This window comes from Pseudoalteromonas sp. S4741 (assembly GCF_005886135.1).
Lineage (GTDB): Bacteria > Pseudomonadota > Gammaproteobacteria > Enterobacterales > Alteromonadaceae > Pseudoalteromonas > Pseudoalteromonas tetraodonis.
In genome coordinates this window covers 1-21,058 of record NZ_PNCN01000106.1, presented here as the reverse complement: position 1 = coordinate 21,058, position 21,058 = coordinate 1, and the positions used below count along the sequence as shown (strand labels likewise).

The 21,058-nt window shown below is 40.0% G+C and carries 21 protein-coding genes; 7 read left to right on the top strand and 14 right to left on the bottom strand.

Annotation, left to right across the window (positions count from 1 at the left end; translation table 11 throughout):
- Window positions 1-9: 9 nt before the first annotated feature.
- The 3 genes from CWC30_RS14085 to CWC30_RS14075 form a co-directional block, all read right to left on the bottom strand.
- The gene (locus CWC30_RS14085; protein ID WP_138627405.1) at window positions 10-633 is read right to left on the bottom strand and encodes an HAD family hydrolase; all 624 of its coding nucleotides are present in this window, start codon (window positions 631-633) and stop codon (window positions 10-12) included.
- Window positions 634-883: 250 nt separating this feature from the next.
- A complete protein-coding gene (locus tag CWC30_RS14080; RefSeq protein WP_069439048.1) occupies window positions 884-1,378 on the bottom strand; it encodes a DUF6702 family protein in 495 nt (164 codons plus the stop codon).
- Window positions 1,379-1,380: 2 nt separating this feature from the next.
- Window positions 1,381-3,825: a M1 family metallopeptidase gene (locus CWC30_RS14075; protein ID WP_138627404.1), complete on the bottom strand. Its 2,445-nt coding sequence runs from the start codon at window positions 3,823-3,825 to the stop codon at window positions 1,381-1,383.
- Between the two features lie 407 nt (window positions 3,826-4,232).
- Between CWC30_RS14075 and CWC30_RS14070 the strand changes: the two genes are divergently transcribed.
- From CWC30_RS14070 to CWC30_RS14055, 4 genes are all read left to right on the top strand, one after another.
- Window positions 4,233-4,469, top strand: a complete 237-nt coding sequence (locus CWC30_RS14070) for a hypothetical protein (protein WP_036983599.1) — start codon at window positions 4,233-4,235, stop codon at window positions 4,467-4,469.
- A gap of 66 nt (window positions 4,470-4,535) precedes the next feature.
- A complete protein-coding gene (locus CWC30_RS14065; protein WP_138627403.1) occupies window positions 4,536-5,783 on the top strand; it encodes an exonuclease SbcCD subunit D in 1,248 nt (415 codons plus the stop codon).
- Entirely contained in the window at window positions 5,780-9,430 is a 3,651-nt protein-coding gene (locus CWC30_RS14060; RefSeq protein ID WP_138627402.1) for an AAA family ATPase, read from the top strand. The genes CWC30_RS14065 and CWC30_RS14060 overlap by 4 nt, the downstream gene beginning before the upstream one ends.
- A gap of 9 nt (window positions 9,431-9,439) precedes the next feature.
- Entirely contained in the window at window positions 9,440-10,096 is a 657-nt protein-coding gene (locus CWC30_RS14055) for a class I SAM-dependent methyltransferase (RefSeq protein ID WP_138627401.1), read from the top strand.
- Window positions 10,097-10,199: 103 nt separating this feature from the next.
- Here the strand turns inward: CWC30_RS14055 and CWC30_RS14050 are convergent, their stop codons facing one another.
- Window positions 10,200-10,409, bottom strand: a complete 210-nt coding sequence (locus tag CWC30_RS14050) for a cold-shock protein (protein ID WP_011329603.1) — start codon at window positions 10,407-10,409, stop codon at window positions 10,200-10,202.
- 289 nt (window positions 10,410-10,698) lie between these two features.
- Window positions 10,699-11,151 (bottom strand): Lrp/AsnC family transcriptional regulator, encoded by a 453-nt coding sequence (locus CWC30_RS14045; protein WP_138627400.1) that lies wholly within the window; start codon window positions 11,149-11,151, stop codon window positions 10,699-10,701.
- A gap of 114 nt (window positions 11,152-11,265) precedes the next feature.
- Here CWC30_RS14045 and CWC30_RS14040 point away from each other — a divergent pair, with 114 nt between their 5' ends.
- Window positions 11,266-11,910: a LysE family translocator gene (locus CWC30_RS14040; protein WP_036983592.1), complete on the top strand. Its 645-nt coding sequence runs from the start codon at window positions 11,266-11,268 to the stop codon at window positions 11,908-11,910.
- A 14-nt stretch (window positions 11,911-11,924) separates the two neighbouring features.
- Here the strand turns inward: CWC30_RS14040 and CWC30_RS14035 are convergent, their stop codons facing one another.
- Both CWC30_RS14035 and CWC30_RS14030 read right to left on the bottom strand, forming a co-directional pair.
- Window positions 11,925-12,461 carry a DUF6942 family protein gene (locus CWC30_RS14035; protein WP_138627399.1) on the bottom strand — a complete coding sequence of 179 codons (537 nt, stop codon included), beginning with the start codon at window positions 12,459-12,461 and terminating at the stop codon, window positions 11,925-11,927.
- Window position 12,462: 1 nt separating this feature from the next.
- Window positions 12,463-12,918, bottom strand: a complete 456-nt coding sequence (locus CWC30_RS14030; protein WP_008110780.1) for a YaiI/YqxD family protein — start codon at window positions 12,916-12,918, stop codon at window positions 12,463-12,465.
- 68 nt (window positions 12,919-12,986) lie between these two features.
- Here CWC30_RS14030 and CWC30_RS14025 point away from each other — a divergent pair, with 68 nt between their 5' ends.
- A complete protein-coding gene (locus tag CWC30_RS14025) occupies window positions 12,987-13,520 on the top strand; it encodes a lipocalin family protein (protein WP_036983590.1) in 534 nt (177 codons plus the stop codon).
- 205 nt (window positions 13,521-13,725) lie between these two features.
- Here the strand turns inward: CWC30_RS14025 and CWC30_RS14020 are convergent, their stop codons facing one another.
- The 4 genes from CWC30_RS14020 to CWC30_RS14005 form a co-directional block, all read right to left on the bottom strand.
- Entirely contained in the window at window positions 13,726-14,067 is a 342-nt protein-coding gene (locus tag CWC30_RS14020) for a DUF3325 domain-containing protein (RefSeq protein WP_036983588.1), read from the bottom strand.
- On the bottom strand, window positions 14,064-15,653 hold the full coding sequence (locus tag CWC30_RS14015) for a PepSY-associated TM helix domain-containing protein (protein WP_138627398.1): 1,590 nt from the start codon (window positions 15,651-15,653) through the stop codon (window positions 14,064-14,066). Before CWC30_RS14015 ends, CWC30_RS14020 begins: the two co-directional genes overlap by 4 nt.
- Window positions 15,650-15,994: a hypothetical protein gene (locus CWC30_RS14010; protein WP_138561045.1), complete on the bottom strand. Its 345-nt coding sequence runs from the start codon at window positions 15,992-15,994 to the stop codon at window positions 15,650-15,652. The genes CWC30_RS14015 and CWC30_RS14010 overlap by 4 nt, the downstream gene beginning before the upstream one ends.
- Window positions 15,995-16,884: 890 nt before the next feature.
- Window positions 16,885-17,454, bottom strand: coding sequence for a short-chain dehydrogenase (locus tag CWC30_RS14005; protein WP_138627397.1), 570 nt, complete (start codon window positions 17,452-17,454; stop codon window positions 16,885-16,887).
- Window positions 17,455-17,625: 171 nt separating this feature from the next.
- Between CWC30_RS14005 and arfB the strand changes: the two genes are divergently transcribed.
- Window positions 17,626-18,039, top strand: coding sequence for an alternative ribosome rescue aminoacyl-tRNA hydrolase ArfB (arfB, locus tag CWC30_RS14000; RefSeq protein ID WP_138627396.1), 414 nt, complete (start codon window positions 17,626-17,628; stop codon window positions 18,037-18,039).
- A gap of 119 nt (window positions 18,040-18,158) precedes the next feature.
- Here the strand turns inward: arfB and CWC30_RS13995 are convergent, their stop codons facing one another.
- The 3 genes from CWC30_RS13995 to CWC30_RS13985 are packed head-to-tail and all read right to left on the bottom strand — an operon-like array spanning window position 18,159 to window position 20,763.
- Entirely contained in the window at window positions 18,159-19,208 is a 1,050-nt protein-coding gene (locus CWC30_RS13995; RefSeq protein WP_138627395.1) for a DUF2955 domain-containing protein, read from the bottom strand.
- A gap of 11 nt (window positions 19,209-19,219) precedes the next feature.
- On the bottom strand, window positions 19,220-20,284 hold the full coding sequence (locus CWC30_RS13990; RefSeq protein WP_036983582.1) for an HlyD family secretion protein: 1,065 nt from the start codon (window positions 20,282-20,284) through the stop codon (window positions 19,220-19,222).
- Between the two features lie 2 nt (window positions 20,285-20,286).
- Window positions 20,287-20,763, bottom strand: a complete 477-nt coding sequence (locus tag CWC30_RS13985) for a MarR family winged helix-turn-helix transcriptional regulator (RefSeq protein ID WP_008110790.1) — start codon at window positions 20,761-20,763, stop codon at window positions 20,287-20,289.
- Window positions 20,764-21,058: the final 295 nt, after the last annotated feature.

Below are 21,058 nucleotides of genomic sequence, written 5' to 3'. Positions count from 1 at the left end.
CTTGAAAGGTCAACAGACCCTCACTTTTTCAGCATAATTGTCAATTAATGTTACCAATTCATCAAACGCATGAATGACAAAATCGGCTTGCTCGGCATAGGCAGGGGTTAGGGTTGCATCAGGAGCATATAAACAGGCTCGCATTTTTGCATTATGAGCAGCTTGTATGTCATATAAATAATCACCAACGTAAATAACATTATCAACGGGCATGGACCACTGCCTTGCAATCATTAATAAAGCACTCGGATCGGGTTTGGCCGGAGCTTCAGTTCGAGTGAGTACCATTTCTATTGGCAATGGGTTGTGTTGCAACTTTAGTGTGGCCGCTTTATCAAAATTACGTGTAACAATGGCCATAGGTATGTTTTTAGCTTGTAGCGCTTTAACAGCCTCTAAAACGCCAGGTAGAAGCTTAGCCGATTGTGCATCTAACAACTCATGCTGATGCACTATATTCATTGCTTCTTCACGCATATAGGGGGAAGGTAGTTGTTCTATGTGATCGAGTAAGTCTTGCTCTGCAGGGCAACCTACTTGGGCTTTTATCAATGAAAAGTTTAATTCTGAAGATACTAAAGTTCCGTCTAAATCAAAAATAACACCTTTGATTGCCTCAATTTGCGTTTTCATTTCATTCCTTGCGCTAAATAATTAGCTCAGTATGCTAGGTTTGGCTTAGGTTATCTAAACCTTTAATAAAAAGTATATCAATAAACATATAAAAACAGCTCAGTCCATTGAAATTTAATTATAGTTAGTTTGATAACATAATAGTTTGGGTTTGTATAACTGGTATAGTAAAGACTTTACGATGCAATTAATTAACTCGATCAGCTATAAAGGAAAGTGCGCACCCTCTAAAGGTGCGCAATAATAGTGGTTATTTCGGCTCAAATTTCGCTTCAAGCCAGGTATCGTCTTGGCTAAAGTTTAAGGTTTTGATCTGTCCTCGCCCTTCAACGTTCACCATATTCACTTGTGCAGGCCACAAATCACGCAGTGCACCATGACTCATTCTAATGCCCTCAATTTTATCGGGAATAGCAGCTTCTTGGTACACCCAAAAAAACTTACCATCCACTTGTGCACCTACATAATTAAGGGGGAGGGGCTCACCGCTCAAGGTTTGTAAGGCAACATGAGATTCAACATACTTGGCAAAGCGTTTTTGGTCACGCTTGTTACTCATAATATCCACTTTGCCTTTAAACAAGTTACTAACAGCATGCTCTGTATCATGTAAATAAAAACGATGCATCAATTCAATATTGTGCGTACGCTGATTAAATAACACCGTTGTAACGGATGATTTTAATTGATGCGCCATACTTGGCGCAGCAATTAAAAAACAAACAATAATAAGCAAAAAGCGCATTATTATTGATCCTCGTCGTTATTTTTTTCGTCTTTTGGCTCGTCTTTTTTCAGCTCTGTTTTGATGTCTTGCATAATATCACGGCTTACTTTTGCCTTGCTCTTTTCACGTTTGTAGACTTCAATACGCGAAGGAATAATACGGCGTGGGTAGTGGTTATTTTCTACATCAACATCCGCGGTTTCCCAACCTGGATCAACCGTTACTGAGGTAAGCGGTTTGTTTTTGTCGGTAATAATCAGCTTTTGTACGTTTTTGTGATTACGACGCCAAATTTCTGCAGGAATATAACGTTCCTCTTTAGTGCCATCTTCATACGTTAGCTCTAAAAGAATTGGCATCACTAAGCCACCGAGGTTTGAAAACTCCATCACGTAGTAGTTTTTGTCTTCTTCTAGCGCGCGTTCGAGGGTTTTACGCTCCCACGGTTTTAAGCCTTTTAAAAATTTATTGTATGAATTACGTTCTTTATTGGTAACCGTAAAGCGATCGTTTTCGTCATAAAAATCGGTTACATCTGGGTTTTTCTCAACCCAGGTTTTTTTACCTTCAGCGCGATTACGCTCAACAAATAATGAACTTGGCTTATTTGCTTCAATATCACGTAAACGTTTAAAGTCGATATCAGGGTTTTTTGTGTCTAACCGTAATTGATATACTTTATCAAGCGAGATATCAACATGGTCTGTGGTGTAGAACCAACCACGCCAGAACCAATCTAAATCAACACCTGACGCTTCTTCCATAGTACGGAAAAAATCAGCCGGAGTAGGGCGCTTATATTTCCAGCGCTGAGCATATTCTTTAAACGCAAAATCAAATAATTCACGCCCTAAAATCACTTCACGTAAAATATTTAATGCCGCAGCTGGTTTAGTATAGGCGTTAGGGCCTAAACGAAGCACACTGTCTGATTGCGTCATGATAGGCACTTGAGTCTCTGACTTCATGTAGGCCACAATGTCACGTGGTTCAACACCCCAAGGAATGGTTGGATCCCATTCACGCCCAGCCACACCGTCTAAAAAGCTATTTAAACCTTCATCCATCCAAGTCCATTGGCGCTCATCTGAGTTTACAATCATTGGGAAGTAAATATGCCCCACCTCGTGGATAACAACCCCAATTAAAAAGCGCTTTTCTGCTTGAGAGTAAGTGCGTGTACCATCGTCTTGTAAATCTGTACGTGGACCATTAAAGGTGATCATTGGGTATTCCATCCCCCCTACAGGGCCATTAACTGACTGCGCAGTTGGGTATGGGTAATCAAATGAATATTGTGAATACACTTCCATCGTGTGTACAACCGCTTCAGTTGAGTATTTCTTCCATAAGTCGCCACCTTCTTTAGGGAAGAACGACATCGCCATAACGAGTGGCTGTTCATCACCACCTTGCTGGTAACCTTTAGCATCCCACATAAATTTACGTGATGATGCCCAAGCAAAGTCACGAACATTTTCTGCTTTAAAATGCCATGTTTTTGTTTTGTCTGTACCGGCTTTTTCGTTTTCGAGCGCTTCTTCTTCGGTAACAACAAACACAGGGCGTTTTGCTGTTTCAGCTTCTTTTAAACGCTTGCGCTGAGTGCTGGTCAATACCGAGCTTGGGTTATCAAGCTTACCAGTTGCTGATACAATATGATCCGCAGGAACCGTAATTTCAACATCGTAGTCACCAAACTCTAAAGTGAACTCACCACTGCCTAAAAACGGTTTGTTTGTCCATGCTTCGTAATCGGTGTAAGCCGCTAAGCGAGGAAACCACTGTGCAACTAAGAAAATATCGTTACCGTCTTCTTCAAAATGCTCGTAACCTGCACGTGCGCCTACCGCGTCTTCTTCAACTAGGTTAAACGCAAAGTCCATACTAAACTCAACATCTTTACCTGGTTTAAGTGGGGTATTTAAATCAATGCGCATTAAGGTATCAACCACAGTCACGCGCAGCGCTTTACCATCTTCATCTTTAACATTGCTAATGGTGTAACCCAGTTCATTATCGTTCATAAACTGTTGACGACGTAAATCACCTAAGCTTAACTTAGCAGGCTTTGCATCAGGTTCGTTCTGTAGGGTACTTTTAAATGTTTGCGTGGTTTCTGCAATTGAGTCATTTTTAAAAATATTTTGATCAAGCTGAAGCCATAAATACTTTAATGTATGTGGAGAGTTATTTTTATATTCAATTGTTTGACTCCCCGTTAAGCGACGCTTTTGCTCATCGAGTGTTACATCAATATCGTAGTCAACGCGTTGCTGCCAATAATTTTCAGCAGGGGCACCTGCTGCACTGCGGTAAACATTAGGAGTAGGTAAAGCTTCATCTAGTTGACGAAACTTATCAACATAGCTGCCTTTAGTTTGCTCAACAGATGAGGCAAGCACAGTGCTTGCCATTGCCAAAGGCAATACAAACGCGCTCAGTGTAAGTAAATTTTTCTTCATTGTTAATCCTGATCGATTTTAGTAACGCTACTGTGACAAATTTACAGCTTAGCTTCAATAAAATAGCGATAAAATCCTGCTTTTATAGGGTGATATTCCACACCTTTTTGTAAATACAATAAATAGCGTTTTATACAACAAAAATGAACGGAAATTTCGTCAGAAATTTAATAAAAAACAAAAGCAATTAATACGCTAAACAAAACTGTAAAGGGGGTTTACAAAACACACTGGCTATCAAGATAAAACGAAAAAACACAGCTATTTTCATTAAAAAAGCTAAATAACGCAGTTTTAGGTTGATCTTTACAATGGTTTGTAATTAGAATCGCCCACTTTTTTAATTTGAGAGCATTTTTTTGCGTTTCTCTCAAATATTTTGTTCTAACTAGTAGTGTGGTGAGTTTATGGATTTTTATATCCTAAAAAAGCAGCAAAAGCTAATTGCAATACCAGCAGACGTGCAAAATTGTAAGCAGTATATAAACTCGGGTTATCTGTATATTGATAAAGTCGCTGCTTGTAATGAAACTAATGCACTGCAAGTATTACAAGCTAAAAAAGCCAAAGCATTAAAGTGGCCTTTAACAATCGCGCTCGCTGCTTTGCCCCTTATTTTTATAGCTTGGTATACTTTAACCTAAAGCGATACTTGCATCTTTAGTTGCCTTGGGTATATTGGCGATCTTATGATTTTTTAAGAGCGCAAAATGAAAGTTCTTCACACTTCAGACTGGCACCTAGGTCAGCAATTTTATGAACATGATCGCCGTCATGAACACCATGCTTTTTTCTCTTGGCTGTTAACCACCCTCGTTAACCAACAAATCGATTTATTGCTTGTTGCAGGTGACATTTATCATACTGCCACACCGAGTGCTAGCGCCGAAAACCAACTCTATCAATTTATAAAAAACGCCAAAGCCCAGTGCCCACAATTATACGTTGTTATTATTGCGGGTAATCATGACTCCGCTAATCGTATTTTGGCTGCACAGCCCTTATTAGCCCAGTTTGATACTTATGTGGTAGGGCGGTTTGATCCTGCTAAACCCAGTGACGTTGTGATAACGATTAATAACGATGATAAACGCGCTGTGGTACTTGCTATGCCTTTTTTACGCACCAGTGACATAAGCACACTTAGCCAAACCAAAGATGGCCCTAGTTACGCACAAGGCGTTGCAAAAGCCTATGAACTTGCTCTTGAACATGCGCTAACACTTAACGCTGAAAATACGCCTTTAATTGTTATGGGTCATTTGCATGCAAAAGGCGGTAATATTTCCAATGACTCTGAACGTAATTTGGTCATTGGCGGTGAAGAAGCTATTTCAGCGTCGGTATTTGGTAAACATGCCAATTACGTCGCACTAGGCCATTTACATAAAGCACAACTAGTAGCTAAAAATGAGCAAATACGTTACAGCGGCACGCCTATTCCAATGTCGTTTTCAGAGAGAAAGTATACCCATCAAGTAAATGTGGTTGAATTTAGCACGCAAAAAAACCAACCGTTAAACACCACTGTAAACCCCCTTTACATTCCGCGCTTAGCAGAAGTGATTGTACTTCCTGAAGGAGAATGCGTACCTTTAGCGCAGCTGTGTGAGCAAATAAAAGCACTCGATACAGAGCAATACGACATGGCTCCCTACTTACGAGTAAAACTTAAATCAAGTGATATCGATACCACCTTTCGAGAACAAATTGAGCAAGCACTTAAAGGAAAACAAATTAATTTTTGTGGCATAGAGCGAGTTCGTGACCAGCAAATGAGTAATTCCTCAGAAACGGTATTTGAAGATTTAAGCTTTGTTGAAATGCTCAACCCAATTAGCTTACTCGAACAAGCATTTAATAATGATAAAGATATGGCCGCAGCAACCGTGCCAAATGAATTAAAAGCACTGTTAACCGAGGTAATTGAAGAACTTGAACAGGAGCAACTGCTATGAAAATAACGGCTGTTCGTATTCATAATTTAGCCTCCATTGCCGATGCCGAAATCGACTTTTTAGCCTCGCCACTCAAAGACGCAGGCCTCTTTGCCATTACAGGTGACACCGGCGCAGGTAAAAGCACCGTACTCGATGCTATCTGCTTAGCGCTTTATACAAAAACTGCGCGTTTGAAAGGCGATAAAGGTAACTTAATTGATTTTAATGGCGATAACATTAAGCTTAACGATGCCCGCAATTTATTGCGCCGTGGCAAATGGGAAGGGTACGCCGAAGTAGATTTTAGTGGCCAAGACCAACAACTTTACAGAGCACGTTATAGTATTCAACGTACACATAAAAAAGTAACCGGCAAACTTAAAGTGGCCGAACATACTTTACATAGCCTACCCGATGAAACCTTAATTGCTGACAAAAGTGGCACCTTAAAAGCCATAGAAAATAAAATAGGTTTAACCTTTGAGCAGTTCTCGCGTGCGGTGTTACTAGCACAACATGAGTTTGCCGCCTTTTTAAAAGCCACTGGCGATGAGCGCGCGCAGCTTTTAGAGTGCCTGACTGGCACCGATAAATTTAGTCGAATAGGGCAGCGTATATTTGAGCGCAACAAAGCTATTAAAGATAAATTTGAATTACTAACGGCAAGTTTAGCCAGTTATACGTTATTGTCTGACGATGAGCTGAGTGAAAAACAACAAACGCTGGCTGATTTAAAACAACAAATTGAACACACTAAAACAACTTTAGCAACGACAGAGCAAGGCGTTAATTGGTATAAGCAAGCACATAGCTTGGAGCTGGCATTAAAAAATGCTCAGCAAAGCGAGCAACAAGCACATGCCGCACTCAATGCTGTTAAAGCGCAAACTGAGCAAGCAAAACAAGCGCAAAGTGCGCTTGAAATTAAAGATAACCGCCAGCGCTGTGAAAGCTTAACAGCGCAAAATAGCCAGTTAAATACACAAATAAAACAATTAAACGAGCTTGATCACAACGCGCTGATCACCGAGCAAGCCAATAACGTTAAAAAACAGCAAAACGAATTAGATACAGCAAAACAACAAAAGCTAACAGCAGAGCCTCTGATTGCAAAAGCGCGAGAGCTCGACAGCCAATTAGCAATATATAACCAAACTATAAAAAGTCTGACTCAACAAAGCGCCAAAGAGCAGCAACAATTAAGTGATTTACAACAGCAGCTACAACAAAACAAAATAAGTGCAGAGCAAGCCACAACGCAAATCACAGGGCATCAGCACTGGTTGAACGAGCAGAGTCAATTAAAGCCATTGGCAACTGATTGGAACTATTTTCATCATAGCTTTAAGCAGTTTTTTAATACTCAGACACAACTAAAAACAACCCAGCAGCAAGCTCAGGCTCACGCAGAGCAACAAACAATACTCACAGCAAAACTTAGCGAGCAAAATAAACAACTCGAACAAGCAGAGCAAACGCTTACAACGCAGCAGCAAAGCCTAAATAAGCTAAACCAGCAGCACGCTCAATTTAACATTGAACAATGCGACAGTAAGCTTAAAAACATTGATTATTTAAAAGATCAGCGCACACACTATAAGCAGTTTAACCAAGAATTAAAACACACGGTGCAACAGCAACGTGATGTGGCAGAAAAGCTCAGCCACAGTGAACACACTAAAACTACGCTGCTTACGCATTTAACCAGCAAAGAGCAGGCACTTAAACACGCAGAGCAAGCACTCAATCAAGCGCGGCTTCGTGCCAGTGAGCATGTTGAGCATTTACGCGCACAACTGGTTCCAAATGAGTCGTGTGCCGTTTGTGGGGCTACAGAGCACCCGTTCGCGAGCAATCAAAGCCAACCTTTTACAAACTTAATAACCGACTTTGAAAATGCATATAATAACGAAAAGCAGCAACACCAAGATGCTCAAACACAGCTTCATCAACACCAAACACAACACGCGGTTTTGGTGGCAGAGCATGCTCAGTACAGCCAAGCCATTAGTGATGCACAAGCCAAAATGCTGGAAATTAAAAATACCATGCAAGCGGCTAAAACCGAGCTTAATGAGTTAACAGTTGAGCAGCTTGATGAAACTTATAAGCAATTAAGTGCACAAAAAACAGAGTATTTTTCGGCGCAAAAACAGCTCAGTAATTTGCAAGAAACTGTTAACCAGCTGCAAAGCACAGTTAAAAAAGAACAAGCAACACAGCAACAATTAAATACACAGCATGTTGAGCTGAGCAATCAGCAATCTCAGCTTAATAACAAATGCGATGAACTAGCAACTCAAAGCGAAGCGCTTATAAAAGAGCTCAATTTACATTTTGAACACAGTGATTTTTGGCACGCATTGCAAGCAGGATCGTTAACGCTTAGCGACTTAGCTCAGCAGGTAGAACAATATCAGCAAATCCAAGCACAGCTTGAGCAAAGTCAAAAACAATTCGACAGCGCCAATGTACAGTTACAACAACTAACACCGCTTATAACCAAAGCAGAGCAGCGAGTTAACACGCTCAATGAAGAATTAACTCAAACACAGCAACAGCACAATAATACGCAGCAACAGCGCTTAGCCTTATTTGATAACCAAACTATTAGCGCTGATGACTACCAAGCTAAACTGTCAGCACAGCTAGAGCACTGCCAAAACCAATTAAGTGCCAGCCAACAAGCACACGACAGTGCCGTAAAACAGCGCGATGAACACGCCATCACGCTTAAAAACCTTGAGCATCGTCTGGCAGATAACCACCAAGAGTTAGTGATGCTTGAAACGCGTTACAACGACTGGTTTAAAGAATTTAACACCCTCCATGGCGATATCAGTCATGAACAAGTCACATTTTTACTAACTATCAGCAACGACGATATTAAAACTCAGTTAAAGCAAGGCGAGCAACTATCGCAAGCAGTCGTTGATGCCAGTGCCGCGTTAAAACAACAGCAACAAGCTAATAAACAGCATCAACAAAATAATCAGCCAACGCAAAGCGAAGCACAGCTAATTGAGCAACAAAACCACTTAAATACCCAGCAAACACAATTGCAAAATAGCTTACTCACCATCAACACCGCGATTGAGCAGCACAACCAAAACGCAAAAGCGCTTGAGGGCAAACAAGCTGAACTGAGCCAGCTCAAGCAACAGGTTGACCAATGGCATTTACTTAATAAAGTACTAGGTGATGCCACAGGGAAAACAATGCGCAATTTAGCGCAAACACAAACACTCAAAATATTGCTGCATTATGCTAATAGCCATTTAAAAACCCTTAACAAGCGTTATGAGCTCACTGCAATTGCTGAGTCACTTGATATAGCCATTATCGACCGAGATATGGCCGATGAACAACGCTCGGTCAATACGCTATCTGGCGGTGAATCGTTTTTAGTGTCGTTGGCATTAGCACTGGGACTTGCCTCACTATCTTCGAACAAAGTGCAAATTAACTCGTTATTTGTTGACGAGGGCTTTGGAACACTAGATAGTGAAACACTCAGTATTGCCATGGACGCGCTAGATTCATTGCAAGCGCAAGGTAGAAAGGTCGGTGTAATTTCACATGTAAGTGAAATGAGCGAACGCGTTGCTACGCAAATTCATGTCGCTAAAAAACCGGGTGGATACTCCACCATAAACGTAATTTAAGGAGACAGCATGCCCACTTTCACAGGCGAAGAAGCACAAGAATATGATAACCGCATTACCCGTTTAGTCCCAGGCTATGAGCTACTTCATCAACTAACCAATGCACAACTGCAAACCACGTTAAGCGACGATGCACACATTTTAGTGATTGGTGCCGGCACAGGTAAGGAAGTATTAGCATTAGCACAAATAAATCCTAAATGGCAGTTTACTGCCCAAGACATCTCCAGTGATATGCTCAATATTGCAAAACAGCGCTTTGCAGAGCAAGGTATTGATAGCCGTGTCACTATTGAATGTAGCCCAGTTGATAAAGTAAAAGCGAAAGCAGACGCCGTATTATGTTTACTGGTGATGCATTTTGTAGAAGATAACGGCGACAAAAAACAAATTCTTAAAAGCATTAAAGCTAACCTTAAAAAAGGAGCGAATCTTTATATTGCTGATTTAATGCGCCCAGAAACAACATTTGAGCGTGAGTCACAATTAAACACCTGTGCTCAATTAGGCCTAACTGAAGCAGGCAAAACTCAAATGGGGCATAACCTCGAAAGAGAGTTTTACCCCCTAGATCGTATGCGCTTTAGTGAACTACTGAATGAATGTGGATTTGGTATTCCAAAGCTTTATTTTAAAGCGCTTGGCTTTAGCGGTTACGTTGTATAAATTTTTGTCAAAAAAAAAAGCTAATATCATAATGATATTAGCTTTATTGCTTAACACGAGTTTAAGCGGGGTGAGTGCGCTTTAAAGCCCACTCCCTCTATAATTAGATGCAAACGATGTTTTCAGCTTGCGGGCCTTTTTGACCTTGAGTAACAGTAAACTGTACACGTTGGCCTTCGGCTAATGTTTTGAAACCGTCGCCAGAGATAGCACTGAAATGTGCGAAAACGTCAGCGCCAGATTCTTGCTCAATAAAACCAAAACCTTTTGCTTCATTGAAAAATTTTACTGTACCAGTAGTTGTATTAGACATAATAATATCCTAAAAAAATAATAAAAAATTTGCCTTAAAATAGGCGTTTAACAGGAAGAAAACAAACATTTAACTTGAGGATATCGCGAAGGATTATTACTAATAACAACGAGGTACTTACAAATAAACAGGGCTTTCTATCAACCCGATGGCAAGCAGGATAACAGCAATACACTTTATAACAAGCTTTATTTACACTTTATTTTTACCTATTTAGGCAAAGCCCGCTGCCATAGGCTTTGCAGCGTCATCGGCTTAACTTTTTAAAGTTCGTGTAAAACATAACCTGTTAAAAGTGCAAGTTACGCGCTCTTACGATATCTTTCATCACAATGGTTGAGGTTAAACGTTGCACACCCGGTAAGGCTGATAGCTTGTCATCGTAGAGTTGCTGAAACGCGGCTAAATCTTTAGTAACGACGTGTAATAAGTAATCAGGGGTGCCAAATAAGCGTTGTGCATTGATGATCTGAGGGATAGCATCGACTGCTTGCTCTAATTTGCTTAACGACGCTTTATCACCTTCTTTAATAGTAATAAATACTAACGCAGAAAAGTTTAAACCAACCTTCTCCGGTGATATTTCTGTTCTGTAGCCAACAATTGCTTTGCTTTTCTCAAGCTCTTTTACACGACGATGACAAGGTGACACGCTTAGCCCAACACGATCAGCCAATTCAGAAAGGGTGAGCCTGCCATCAACTTGCAACTCAGCAAGAATTTTCCTATCTATGGTATCCATAGTTGATTATTTCCTAAAATGAACGCTTATGTCAGTAAAATACAGTAACTTTTACTCATCAGAAAGAAATAAAATAGCAGCTCACTTATTTTGGGTTTTAGCGCATGGATACGTATGGATATTAATATTATTTTTTCTTTTTGGCTGGTATCAATCTTGTTTGTACTTACCCCCGGTGCCGATTGGGCTTATACAATCAGTGCAGGTATAGCGGGTGATAAAATCATTCCTGCGGTGTCAGGATTAATACTTGGGCATTTAATGGCCAGTTTAATAGTGGTGGTAGGTTTAGGCGCGTTATTAGCATCGCATGCCATGTTTATAAAGCTGTTAACCTTATTTGGTGCTTTGTACATAATTTGGATTGCCGTGTCACTGTACCGATTTCCTCCAATGCCTGCAGCCTATAACGATGGCCAAGAACACACCTCAGACACGCCCCTAAAGTGGATGAGAAAGGGCTTTATAATTAGTGGCTTGAATCCCAAAGTGATGCTGTTATTTTTAGCCTTATTGCCGCAGTTTGTTTTACCAACACTGTCATTTTCTATTACTGAACAATTGCTGGTACTTAGCATTATTCATTTAGTTGGCTGTGCGCTGGTATATTGGTTAATAGGGGTAAGTGCCAGAAAAATCCTCAGCAATAATCCGGCGCTCTCACTAAAATTTGGCCGTGCATCGGCCTGCATCCTATTTATTTTGGGCTCGCTCATGCTAGTTGATAGCGCTAACACACTGAGCGTAACACTTACCTAAAAAACGAAAGTGGCTTAGATTATTCGCAACTGAGCCACTAATTCACTCAAACGGGCAATTTTAATATTACTCAGCTGCCTATAATCAAAATAGGGGCATACAATAATATTCTGGCTTTTATCTATAGCAAACTCATCATCAAGCCAATCAAGTTGGGCGTTTAACTTACCTTGTTGTATCAAGTTTTTAGCGTGAGTTCTTCCTGCAATAATGTGCAATTGATTTTTATGCTCAGTAAGCACCGGTGCACTAAATAGTAATGCAGTACCGCTATGTTGCTGTAACAACAGCTCATCGCGATATGCTTGCCAACTCACGGCTTGTTTAGCAAAAGCGTAATACTCGCTTGGCAGCGCAAATAACACCTTGGCGTACACATTAAAGACTTTTCGCCAGCCATTGCCACAGTGCTGGTTTATGCTATTTATTTGCCCATTAACTACAGGCTCTAGCTGCGCAAGTGTTTCAAAGTAAGGCATAGGGGGCGCTTTTGCTACATGCACAGCAACACTGAATGAATTATCACCTAACCCTATTAACTGGCTGCTCACTTTAACTGCTCTTATTTTGCGCTAAAATACGATCAAGATTGTTAGCAAAGTTTTGTCTGTCACTTTGGCTTAATGGAGGCGGCCCACCACTCATTTCTACACCACTTGAGCGCATAGTATCCATAAAATCGCGTACATTTAGTAATGAACGAATGTTTTCAGTGGTGTAAAGCTCACCGCGCGGATTAAGCGCTTGGCCGCCATTATCAATCACTTCACTTGCCAGCGGAATATCTCCTGTGATCACTAAATCGCCTTTTTCTATTCGTTTTACTATTTCATCATCAGCCACATCAAAGCCCGATGACACTTGTAGTCGGCTAATAAATTTTGACGGTGGGATTCGCATGGCATGATTTGCAACCAGTATAGTTTCTGTTTGCGTACGCTCTGCGGCTCTAAATAAAATTTCTTTTATTACCACCGGACAAGCGTCAGCATCAACCCAAATTTTCATGCTAAGTTCTTTAAATTGCTTTAGTATTAAGACGATCCTATAGCAATTTCTAAAGAAAAGGAAACAACATGAAACTCGCTTTTAAAACCGCATTATTTATTACCACCGTGTTTTTACTCAGTGCCTGTACCAGCGCCCCCGAAGGAATAACTCCCGTTAAAAACTTTGATTTAGAGAAATACCAAGGCAAGTGGTATGAAATAGCACGATTAGACCACTCTTTTGAACAAGGAATGGAGCAAGTAACAGCCACTTATTCAATTAACGATGATGGAACGGTAAAGGTATTAAACAAAGGGTTTATTAGTAAAGAACAAAAATGGGACGAAGCTGAAGGCTTAGCTAAATTTGTAGAAAACGCCGATACAGGACATTTTAAAGTGTCATTTTTTGGCCCGTTTTATGGTGCCTATATTATTTTTGAGCTCGACCAACCTGATTATCAATATGCGTTTATTACAAGTTATAGCAAAGATTACTTATGGTTTTTATCGAGAACACCTACAGTGAGTAAAGAGCTCAAGCAGCACTTTTTAAACCAAGTAAAAGCGCTTGGTTTTGCAACTGATGAGATTATATGGGTAAATCAAAAATCGCTGTAAAGGGGGTTTACACCCCTAGGTTGTAATAAAACGTTCACCTTACTGTAAGGTAAACTAAATAAAGAGGGGCTATATTAGCCCCACTTGCAAAAGGAAAGGCAAGTACAAGACATAATGACAATCCCCCTTTTTAATTGGCAAGCCTGATGGCTTGCCATTTTTTTACCTCAATTTAGCCTATTCTTTGGGATCAGGTTTTTACTAACTAAAGTCCATTTAAACCAAAAAATAACGTACTCGCGGCCAATATCAATAATACAAGCAAGTTAAAAAGCTTAGTTAGATTGACTAAAAAACTATAAAAAATCATTATAATTAAAGCACTTAACGACATAAACCCGCAAAACTGTAGAGCGCCATAGCCGTGTAATTCGCTAACACAAAGTAGTAAACTTAGTAAAATACTGATCCAAGCAACACTCAATAAAATTAAACGCTGCTGATCAGTAGGGCGCTTGTTAAAAACATCCTTAAAATGATTAAACTTAGCCAGTGCAAAGCAGTTAAAAGCCACCAAACATAAACTAAAAGGGAGCAATGCCATCATACTTTTTGCTCCTGAGTGTTTATCGGGCTAGGTTTTTTAGCTTGCAGTGCAGTACGTAATTTTTCGGTTTGTAACAAAAACAACAAACCAAATAACAAAAAGAGACTATCAAACATAAATAAAGCCCACTGTTCATTACGTAAATAACTGATTATATTCCCTTGTGTTGTTAGCGCATTAACCACTGGCACACTAAAACAAGCAATGCTGTTTATGGCCGCCATAACACACCACTGCAGCTTGTCACGCTTTACAAAAGCGATAATAAGTACACACAGCCAAGTTAAAAAGAAGGCAAGTATCTCTTTATCCGCGCGCTCCATTGCGCGTGTGCTGATTAATCGGTTTGCTAAAAAGAACGCAGACGTTGCCAAGGGCAATCCCATTAAAGTTCCTAAATTAAGCGCTTCGACGAGTTTTAAACCCCATGATGGCCGGGCATTTTTTTTCATTCGCTCTCGAATGCGCTTTGCCCACATAATACAGCCCGTGGCTATCATTATGCAGCCAGCAATGCCGCCTAAAAAGTATAAAACACGTAATAATGGCTCCGCTAAACGCCCAGTGTGCATTGAATTTAGTGACTCATACAGCGCTTTACTGCCGGTAAGTTCATCATCAGTTTGAGCAACAAGCTCACCACTCGCTCCACTAAATATCAAACGCGGTGCTTGATCCCTTAATGTTTTTCCAGGGCTGACCAAAACCATAATAGTCGCAGCGGTCTTATTCGGCTTATTTATAATCACCCGAGTTATATCAGCCTCTGGCCACTTAGTATAAACCTGATCCAAAACAGTATTGATAGGCACTAACGGCGCAGTGCCTTGCAACGCCTCTGTTGCAGGACTACTTGGCGAAACATCATTAAAAAAGCCTCGTATTCCATCCTCATAAACGGTTTGCGCGGGGTAGGGGAAAATCATAAATATCAGGGTAATAATGCCCGTATAAGTAATCATTAAATGAAAAGGTAAGGCAAATACCGAACTTAAATTATGCACATCTAACCAGCTACGGCTGCCTTTATTAGCTCTAAAAACAAACATATCTTTAAAAATACGTTTGTGAATAACGATGCCAGATATCAATGCAATGAGCATAAATAAACTAGCAAAACAGACAATCCAACGTGCCGTTTTTACATCAATATAATGCAAATCAAAATGCAGGCGATAAAAGAAATTCCCCCCTCGAGTATCTACAAAGGGTGCTAAAGGCTGCATATTATTTGGATCTAAACGGGTATTTTCAAAAGAGGCTCTGCGCTGTCCAGGCTCTTTTGGTTTTGCATAACCATACGTTAAATAAGGTATACGCTCCTCAGGAAGCGTTATACGCCAATTAGGCGCATTAGGTGCTTGCGCATTTAAATACTCAACACCCGACACGATTTGTTGTTTTTGCGCGCCAATACGATCTGCCTGCTGCTCAATATTATGGACACTTGGCTGATTCCATAAGCTCACTTCATCTCTAAAAAAACTAATAGTGCCTGCAAAAAATATTAAATACAGTAACCAACACACGAGCAAACCCACCCATGTATGTAACCACGTCATTGAACGAAAAAAACTCCCTTTCATAACCATCCCTTCAGTAGCGATAAAACGACAAGTTGCGCTGCAATACTTAGTAAAATACTGATCCAAACAGTTTTTAATGAATGAATATAAAAGCTATAAATAAACACTAGAGCATAAATTAAAATACTCGCAGACACACTAAGCAAAACCGCGTCAACTTTAGGCACAGGCACTAATGTACTTAATAGCGACACACTAACGGCTGTAAAAAAATACCCGCCAACAATGGCAATAAAAAAACGCGATAAAACCGCTAATTCATAGCTAAAGCGTTGCATAAATTGCCATAACATAGAAAAAACGGGTTTGGGAAAGTCTAAAAGACGGTTGGAGGCCTGCATAAACTGCAAATTCCTTTTAAACATAGCTAAAAAATGATGGTGATATTATAACGCCAACAAATACAAAAGATAGTAGTTCTTATTTGCATTTGAATAAAATAGGCTCTTTTAATACTGTTAGTTAAATAGTGATCTGAAATAAGGCACCTGAACAAACAGTTATAACCGCTGCAAACGGCTATATAGCGATGCTTTAGTCCCATTATTTGCTATTAACATACGCTCCCTTTGGGATTACTACTATTTTAGCTTTGTAATACTAAAGCCTAACCACCTAATTTATAATAACTTTATTTAAAAACACCGAAAGGATCACGATTTTACTAACTACTTTTCAAAATTGTTAAAATAAACCGATTTTTTACTAACTCAACCGTATAAAAATTAAAAAAGGCTAATAAACAAACAAAAATAAGCTAGCTGAAAGCAAATATACCGTCATTTACTACTTAAGTTGATAAATGGCTGATCTGTATAAAACAACAACTTGTTAGTAGCAACTAACTTAATACCAATTGTGTTAAGTTACTGACCATTGATAGCGACAAATAAATGGAGTGATAACAAGGCGTAAATTTTGACATGTGGTTGTTCTACTTGAAAAAAATTATAACGCAGTTAGCGCTTTATTTAGCTCGCTAAAATGGTTAAATATTTAAGTCGATTGGTATAGCTTCAGCACCAAACAAAACGCAGCCTTAGCGTAAGTAAAATTAGGGTTTATTTATTACTTTTTATTTTTTTAGCGCAAGCGAAATAACGCCTTAATCATAGCCGTAAAGGGGGTTTACAGCATTAAAACTGAAGCCATTATTTAAACTTAAAATACATGAGACTGGAAAAGTAAGTATAAAAAAGGTGGCCAATGCCACCTCTATAAACAATAACTTTTACAACATTGAAAACAGCTTTTTAAGTTGTGGCATGTATTCGCTCACAAGTGCTAGGTTATTTTCACTGACTACAGGCTCTGCCGATTGGGCTTCGCTTGATGCCTTGCCAAACGATCCAATTAATGAACTAACGCCTTTGTCTTTACTACTTTGCATACTTTGTAAGCCACCCATTAATTTATTGGCGGTTTCTTTATGTTCATCTGATAAACCTGATTTTAGGTTTTCAATGTAAGCCATTGAAACTTCCGATCCTACAGCAATTAATTGTTCAGGCGTAAAACCATATTGGCTAGTTACGTTGGCAAAGCTTTTATATAAGTCTTGCTGTTTGATCATGCTAAGTGCGCTGTTGGCTAACGAGCTTTGCTCAGTGATCGTTTGATCTGCCGATGCGCCCAGCATATTCGCTAAATCTAAGCCTTTTAACGACTCTTGATTGCTTGCCCAACTTGTAACTGCAGGTAATGCCTTAATGTAGCTTTGTAATTGACCTTCGTTAATGTCTTGTGCAAAGTTTGAGAAGCTCATCGCTAACAAGCTGATTGATAACAGTAATTTTTTCATTAAGCATTTCCTAATAGTAAAGTAGCGTTAATTAAAAACTAATTAACGGCTATTGCCAATACAAAGCGTAAATTTATAAATTATTATTTACTCAGGTGTGAGTTTAAGTTGATTCACCACAACGCAATGTACTGATGATATAATACATTTTTGCAAAAAGAGCGGGGCACTATGTTAACTATTTCAAACAGCGTAACCATTGATGAATGGGAAGTAGAGCTCAGCGCTATTCGCTCGCAAGGCGCAGGCGGGCAAAATGTTAATAAAGTAGCCAGTGCTATACATTTACGCTTTGATATTAATCGCTCTAAATTACCTGACTTTTATAAAGAACGATTACTTGCTTTGAAAGATTCAAGGATCACCAAAGAAGGGGTATTGGTTATTAAAGCGCAAAGCCATCGCACCCAAGAGCTCAACAGAGAAGATGCGCTAAAACGGCTAAAAGATTTAATTTTAAGCGCCACTAAGGTTAATAAAGCACGCCGTGCCACTAAACCTAGCCGTAGCTCACAGCGTAAACGCATGGATAAAAAAACCAAACACGGCCAAACTAAAGCCCTACGCGGTAATATCAAGCTATAACTTAAGTAATCTGAACTCTGGATAATAAATCTATCTCAAGCAGCTATTTCCAGCGCTAACTGCGTTGAATTTACTTGCAATAGGCTAGTATAAAAAAGGCTGCGAATGCAGCCTTTAATTTAATCATAAGTATGATGGCGGGTGACGCTAAATCGGTTGAGGATTCGATGCACTACATACACTGCGCTTAAGCTTAGCGTAACCGCAACGGCCACCGAGCTAAATCGATACAAAGCACTGTATATTAAATCTTGCCCTGGGCCTAACGACTGACCAAATAAAATGCCAAACGTGGTTAATACCCCAAACCCAACACCCGGTGGACCACCACCTAAAATATGAAAACGACTGAATATAAAAGACAAAATCCATAATATAGCCACCGGAAAAAGCAAAACGTCGGTATGATTATACAAAAACAACTGCGAAACCAAAGCAGCATTACAGCCTATCAGTGTACCAATAATACGTTGCCAACTTGCGGTGCCCGCTGCCTTAAAACACAACGAAAACAAAATTAAAATAGACGCCGCTTGCGCCGAAATTGAATCTTGTAAATCAAGTACCTGAAAAACTACGAATGATAAAGTCGCAACGCTAGCGCATAGCAACACCTCGTGACGAATACTTTCTTTGTCCTTGTGTGGCACAGCGCGCATGGGCCGCGCTGTCACATCAGGAAACAAACCATGCATCAAGAGCGCAATAATAATAGTAATAAAAATAGCCATACCATTACTTAAAATAAGCGGGTAAATGCTGCTTGCTTGATCAACATGGCTGGCAAAGTGCAACTGAATCGATAAGCTCACCGCACCTAACGCACCAAATAAAAACGCGCCGCCACTACTCATTAAATAAAATAACACGCAAAAACTAGCAAAAATAATGAGCGTCATTAACACCGGTAAGTGTGAAAATAAGCCCTGCAAAACAAGCACAATAAACGCACTGTAGGCAGCACTGGCAACAAATTGACGGATCACACCTTTGTTAATACTTGGCACTAAACCCAGTAATAACATAGGGTAAACTGTAAAAAATATCCCATTTGGCCAATTCATTAACTTACATAAAGTAAAACCAATAGTGCAACCACCGGCAATCCGCAGCGCTTGGCGTAAGCCATTTGAATCGAGTTGTGGCGCTTGGCTAACATGTTGTGTCATTACTCGCCCCACTAATAAATGTAATGTAACCAACTAATAAAGCGGATCTGTACTGACCCCAACCATTGACCTATTGCCGATTGTGGGAGTAACTGCACGGTGGCACGCGCACCACTGGGCATATTATTTATAAGCTGAGTGTTATTTGGTAGCACTAAATGAATACGCTGGCGCTGAGCGTCACGAACCCAGCGGTTGCTGGTTTCGGTGGTGCTAAGTAATCCATTCGCACTAAGTTGCCCGTCACTGACACCGGCCTCAAAAGTTTCAATTTTAGCGTCGAATACTTCACCAGGTCGGCTATCAAACACTACTTTTGCTAAACTCCCAGGCTGCATATTTAATAGTGACTTTTCACGAAAATCAGCCACTAAATCTGCTTTTTTTGCCACAATAGCAAGTAATGGCTTACCCGCAACCGCATAGGACCCCTCAAGTAACTGTAAATTAGCCACTACACCATCGCTTAAAGCACGCACTTGTGTATAGGATAAGTTAAGCTCGGCTTGCGCTAACTGATTGGCCGCATGGCGCAGCGCTAAATTATTTTGCCCCGAGTCGCCACGCGCTAAAACAGCTTCAGCAAGCTGTGCTTCAAAGGCAGCTAAATTAGATTGACTTGCTGCAAAGTTAGCACGAATGCTTTCAAGCTCTTGCTCCGAAATAGAGTTTTGTTTGTAGAGTGTTTCGCCACGCTTTTTTAATAGCTGCTGCTCATGCAATTTAGCGTTAGCTGCACTTATTTGTGCCTCCAGCGCTTTTACATTGGTATCAAGGCGTTTATTTTGTAGTTTGGCATCATCAAGCGCGAGCTGTGCTTGTTCAAGTGCCAGCTGATAGGTGTTTTTATCTATCTCAAATAATACATCACCCGCTTTAACCGCTTGGTTATTACTGACCAAAACATCGGTAACACGGCCATTTATTTGCGGTGATATTTGCACAACCGGATGATAAACCCGTGCCTGTGGCGTAACCGGCAACCATACATCGGCAACAATATAATAAAAAAAGACAACAATAAAACCAACAAGCGAAACTTTAACGTAGCGGGCAAATTTTTGATCAGGTGTCATACTTATTTATCTCCAGATAAGCTTGCAATACAACGCCGCGCGTTTTCTTCCATTTGCACTAAACTGTGCGCCATACCATCAAGTTGTTCAGTACTTAAACCGGCATATAAACGCTGTTTAATATCGCTTGTTAGCTCTTTTAAATGTTCTAATAACTTTATACCCTCATCGGTAAAGTACAATTTTTTACTACGTTTATCGTGTTCATCAACTTGTCGAATAACCAGATTTTGCTGCTCTAATTGCTTAATGGTGCGCGTTAATGAGGGCATTTCAATACCTAAACTAGTCGCCAGCGCTTGCTGCGTTGCTCCTAAGGGTAAATGATGTAAGTGGATCATTGCCGTCCAGCGTGACTGAGTTAAACCTAGCGGCTCAACCGCCAGTGTCACCGCTTCTCGACATAAGCGGTGCACTCGGCCCATATTGCCGCATAAGGTTAAATCGAGTGTTTCATGAAAAGGAATAGTGCTACTCATAGGAACTCTTACTTGTGAATATACGGCAAATTTTAGCATTAGTTAGCAGGCTAAGTAAATATTTGGCATTTTAACTTCACGTAAATAACCTGAACTTTGGTTAAGAGATTTACTAACGTATTGAATCAAAATTGATATTTATGTTTATTTTCTCTAGCCAGTGATTTCCAGTGAAAACAAGGCGAAATTACGCGTCAATAGCTCGCCTATTGCAAGTAAATTCAACGTAGTTAGCTCTTTAAATAGCTGCTTGAGATTTATAAATTATCCTGAGTTCAGTTTAATTAAGTTTTAT

Excerpts from the sequence above, each read along its gene's own strand:
- arfB (WP_138627396.1), top strand. The coding sequence starts at position 17,626 with ATGTTAACTATTTCAAACAGCGTAACCATTGATGAATGGGAAGTAGAG.
- CWC30_RS14050 (WP_011329603.1), bottom strand. The coding sequence starts at position 10,409 with ATGTCTAATACAACTACTGGTACAGTAAAATTTTTCAATGAAGCAAAA.
- CWC30_RS13995 (WP_138627395.1), bottom strand. The coding sequence starts at position 19,208 with ATGACACAACATGTTAGCCAAGCGCCACAACTCGATTCAAATGGCTTA.
- CWC30_RS14045 (WP_138627400.1), bottom strand. The coding sequence starts at position 11,151 with ATGGATACCATAGATAGGAAAATTCTTGCTGAGTTGCAAGTTGATGGC.
- CWC30_RS14030 (WP_008110780.1), bottom strand. The coding sequence starts at position 12,918 with ATGAAAATTTGGGTTGATGCTGACGCTTGTCCGGTGGTAATAAAAGAA.
- CWC30_RS13985 (WP_008110790.1), bottom strand. The coding sequence starts at position 20,763 with ATGAGTAGCACTATTCCTTTTCATGAAACACTCGATTTAACCTTATGC.
- CWC30_RS14055 (WP_138627401.1), top strand. The coding sequence starts at position 9,440 with ATGCCCACTTTCACAGGCGAAGAAGCACAAGAATATGATAACCGCATT.
- CWC30_RS14005 (WP_138627397.1), bottom strand. The coding sequence starts at position 17,454 with ATGAAAAAATTACTGTTATCAATCAGCTTGTTAGCGATGAGCTTCTCA.
- CWC30_RS14065 (WP_138627403.1), top strand. The coding sequence starts at position 4,536 with ATGAAAGTTCTTCACACTTCAGACTGGCACCTAGGTCAGCAATTTTAT.
- CWC30_RS14025 (WP_036983590.1), top strand. The coding sequence starts at position 12,987 with ATGAAACTCGCTTTTAAAACCGCATTATTTATTACCACCGTGTTTTTA.
- CWC30_RS14070 (WP_036983599.1), top strand. The coding sequence starts at position 4,233 with ATGGATTTTTATATCCTAAAAAAGCAGCAAAAGCTAATTGCAATACCA.
- CWC30_RS14015 (WP_138627398.1), bottom strand. The coding sequence starts at position 15,653 with ATGAAAGGGAGTTTTTTTCGTTCAATGACGTGGTTACATACATGGGTG.
- CWC30_RS14020 (WP_036983588.1), bottom strand. The coding sequence starts at position 14,067 with ATGATGGCATTGCTCCCTTTTAGTTTATGTTTGGTGGCTTTTAACTGC.
- CWC30_RS14080 (WP_069439048.1), bottom strand. The coding sequence starts at position 1,378 with ATGCGCTTTTTGCTTATTATTGTTTGTTTTTTAATTGCTGCGCCAAGT.
- CWC30_RS14040 (WP_036983592.1), top strand. The coding sequence starts at position 11,266 with ATGGATATTAATATTATTTTTTCTTTTTGGCTGGTATCAATCTTGTTT.
- CWC30_RS14085 (WP_138627405.1), bottom strand. The coding sequence starts at position 633 with ATGAAAACGCAAATTGAGGCAATCAAAGGTGTTATTTTTGATTTAGAC.
- CWC30_RS14075 (WP_138627404.1), bottom strand. The coding sequence starts at position 3,825 with ATGAAGAAAAATTTACTTACACTGAGCGCGTTTGTATTGCCTTTGGCA.
- CWC30_RS14010 (WP_138561045.1), bottom strand. The coding sequence starts at position 15,994 with ATGCAGGCCTCCAACCGTCTTTTAGACTTTCCCAAACCCGTTTTTTCT.
- CWC30_RS14060 (WP_138627402.1), top strand. The coding sequence starts at position 5,780 with ATGAAAATAACGGCTGTTCGTATTCATAATTTAGCCTCCATTGCCGAT.
- CWC30_RS13990 (WP_036983582.1), bottom strand. The coding sequence starts at position 20,284 with ATGACACCTGATCAAAAATTTGCCCGCTACGTTAAAGTTTCGCTTGTT.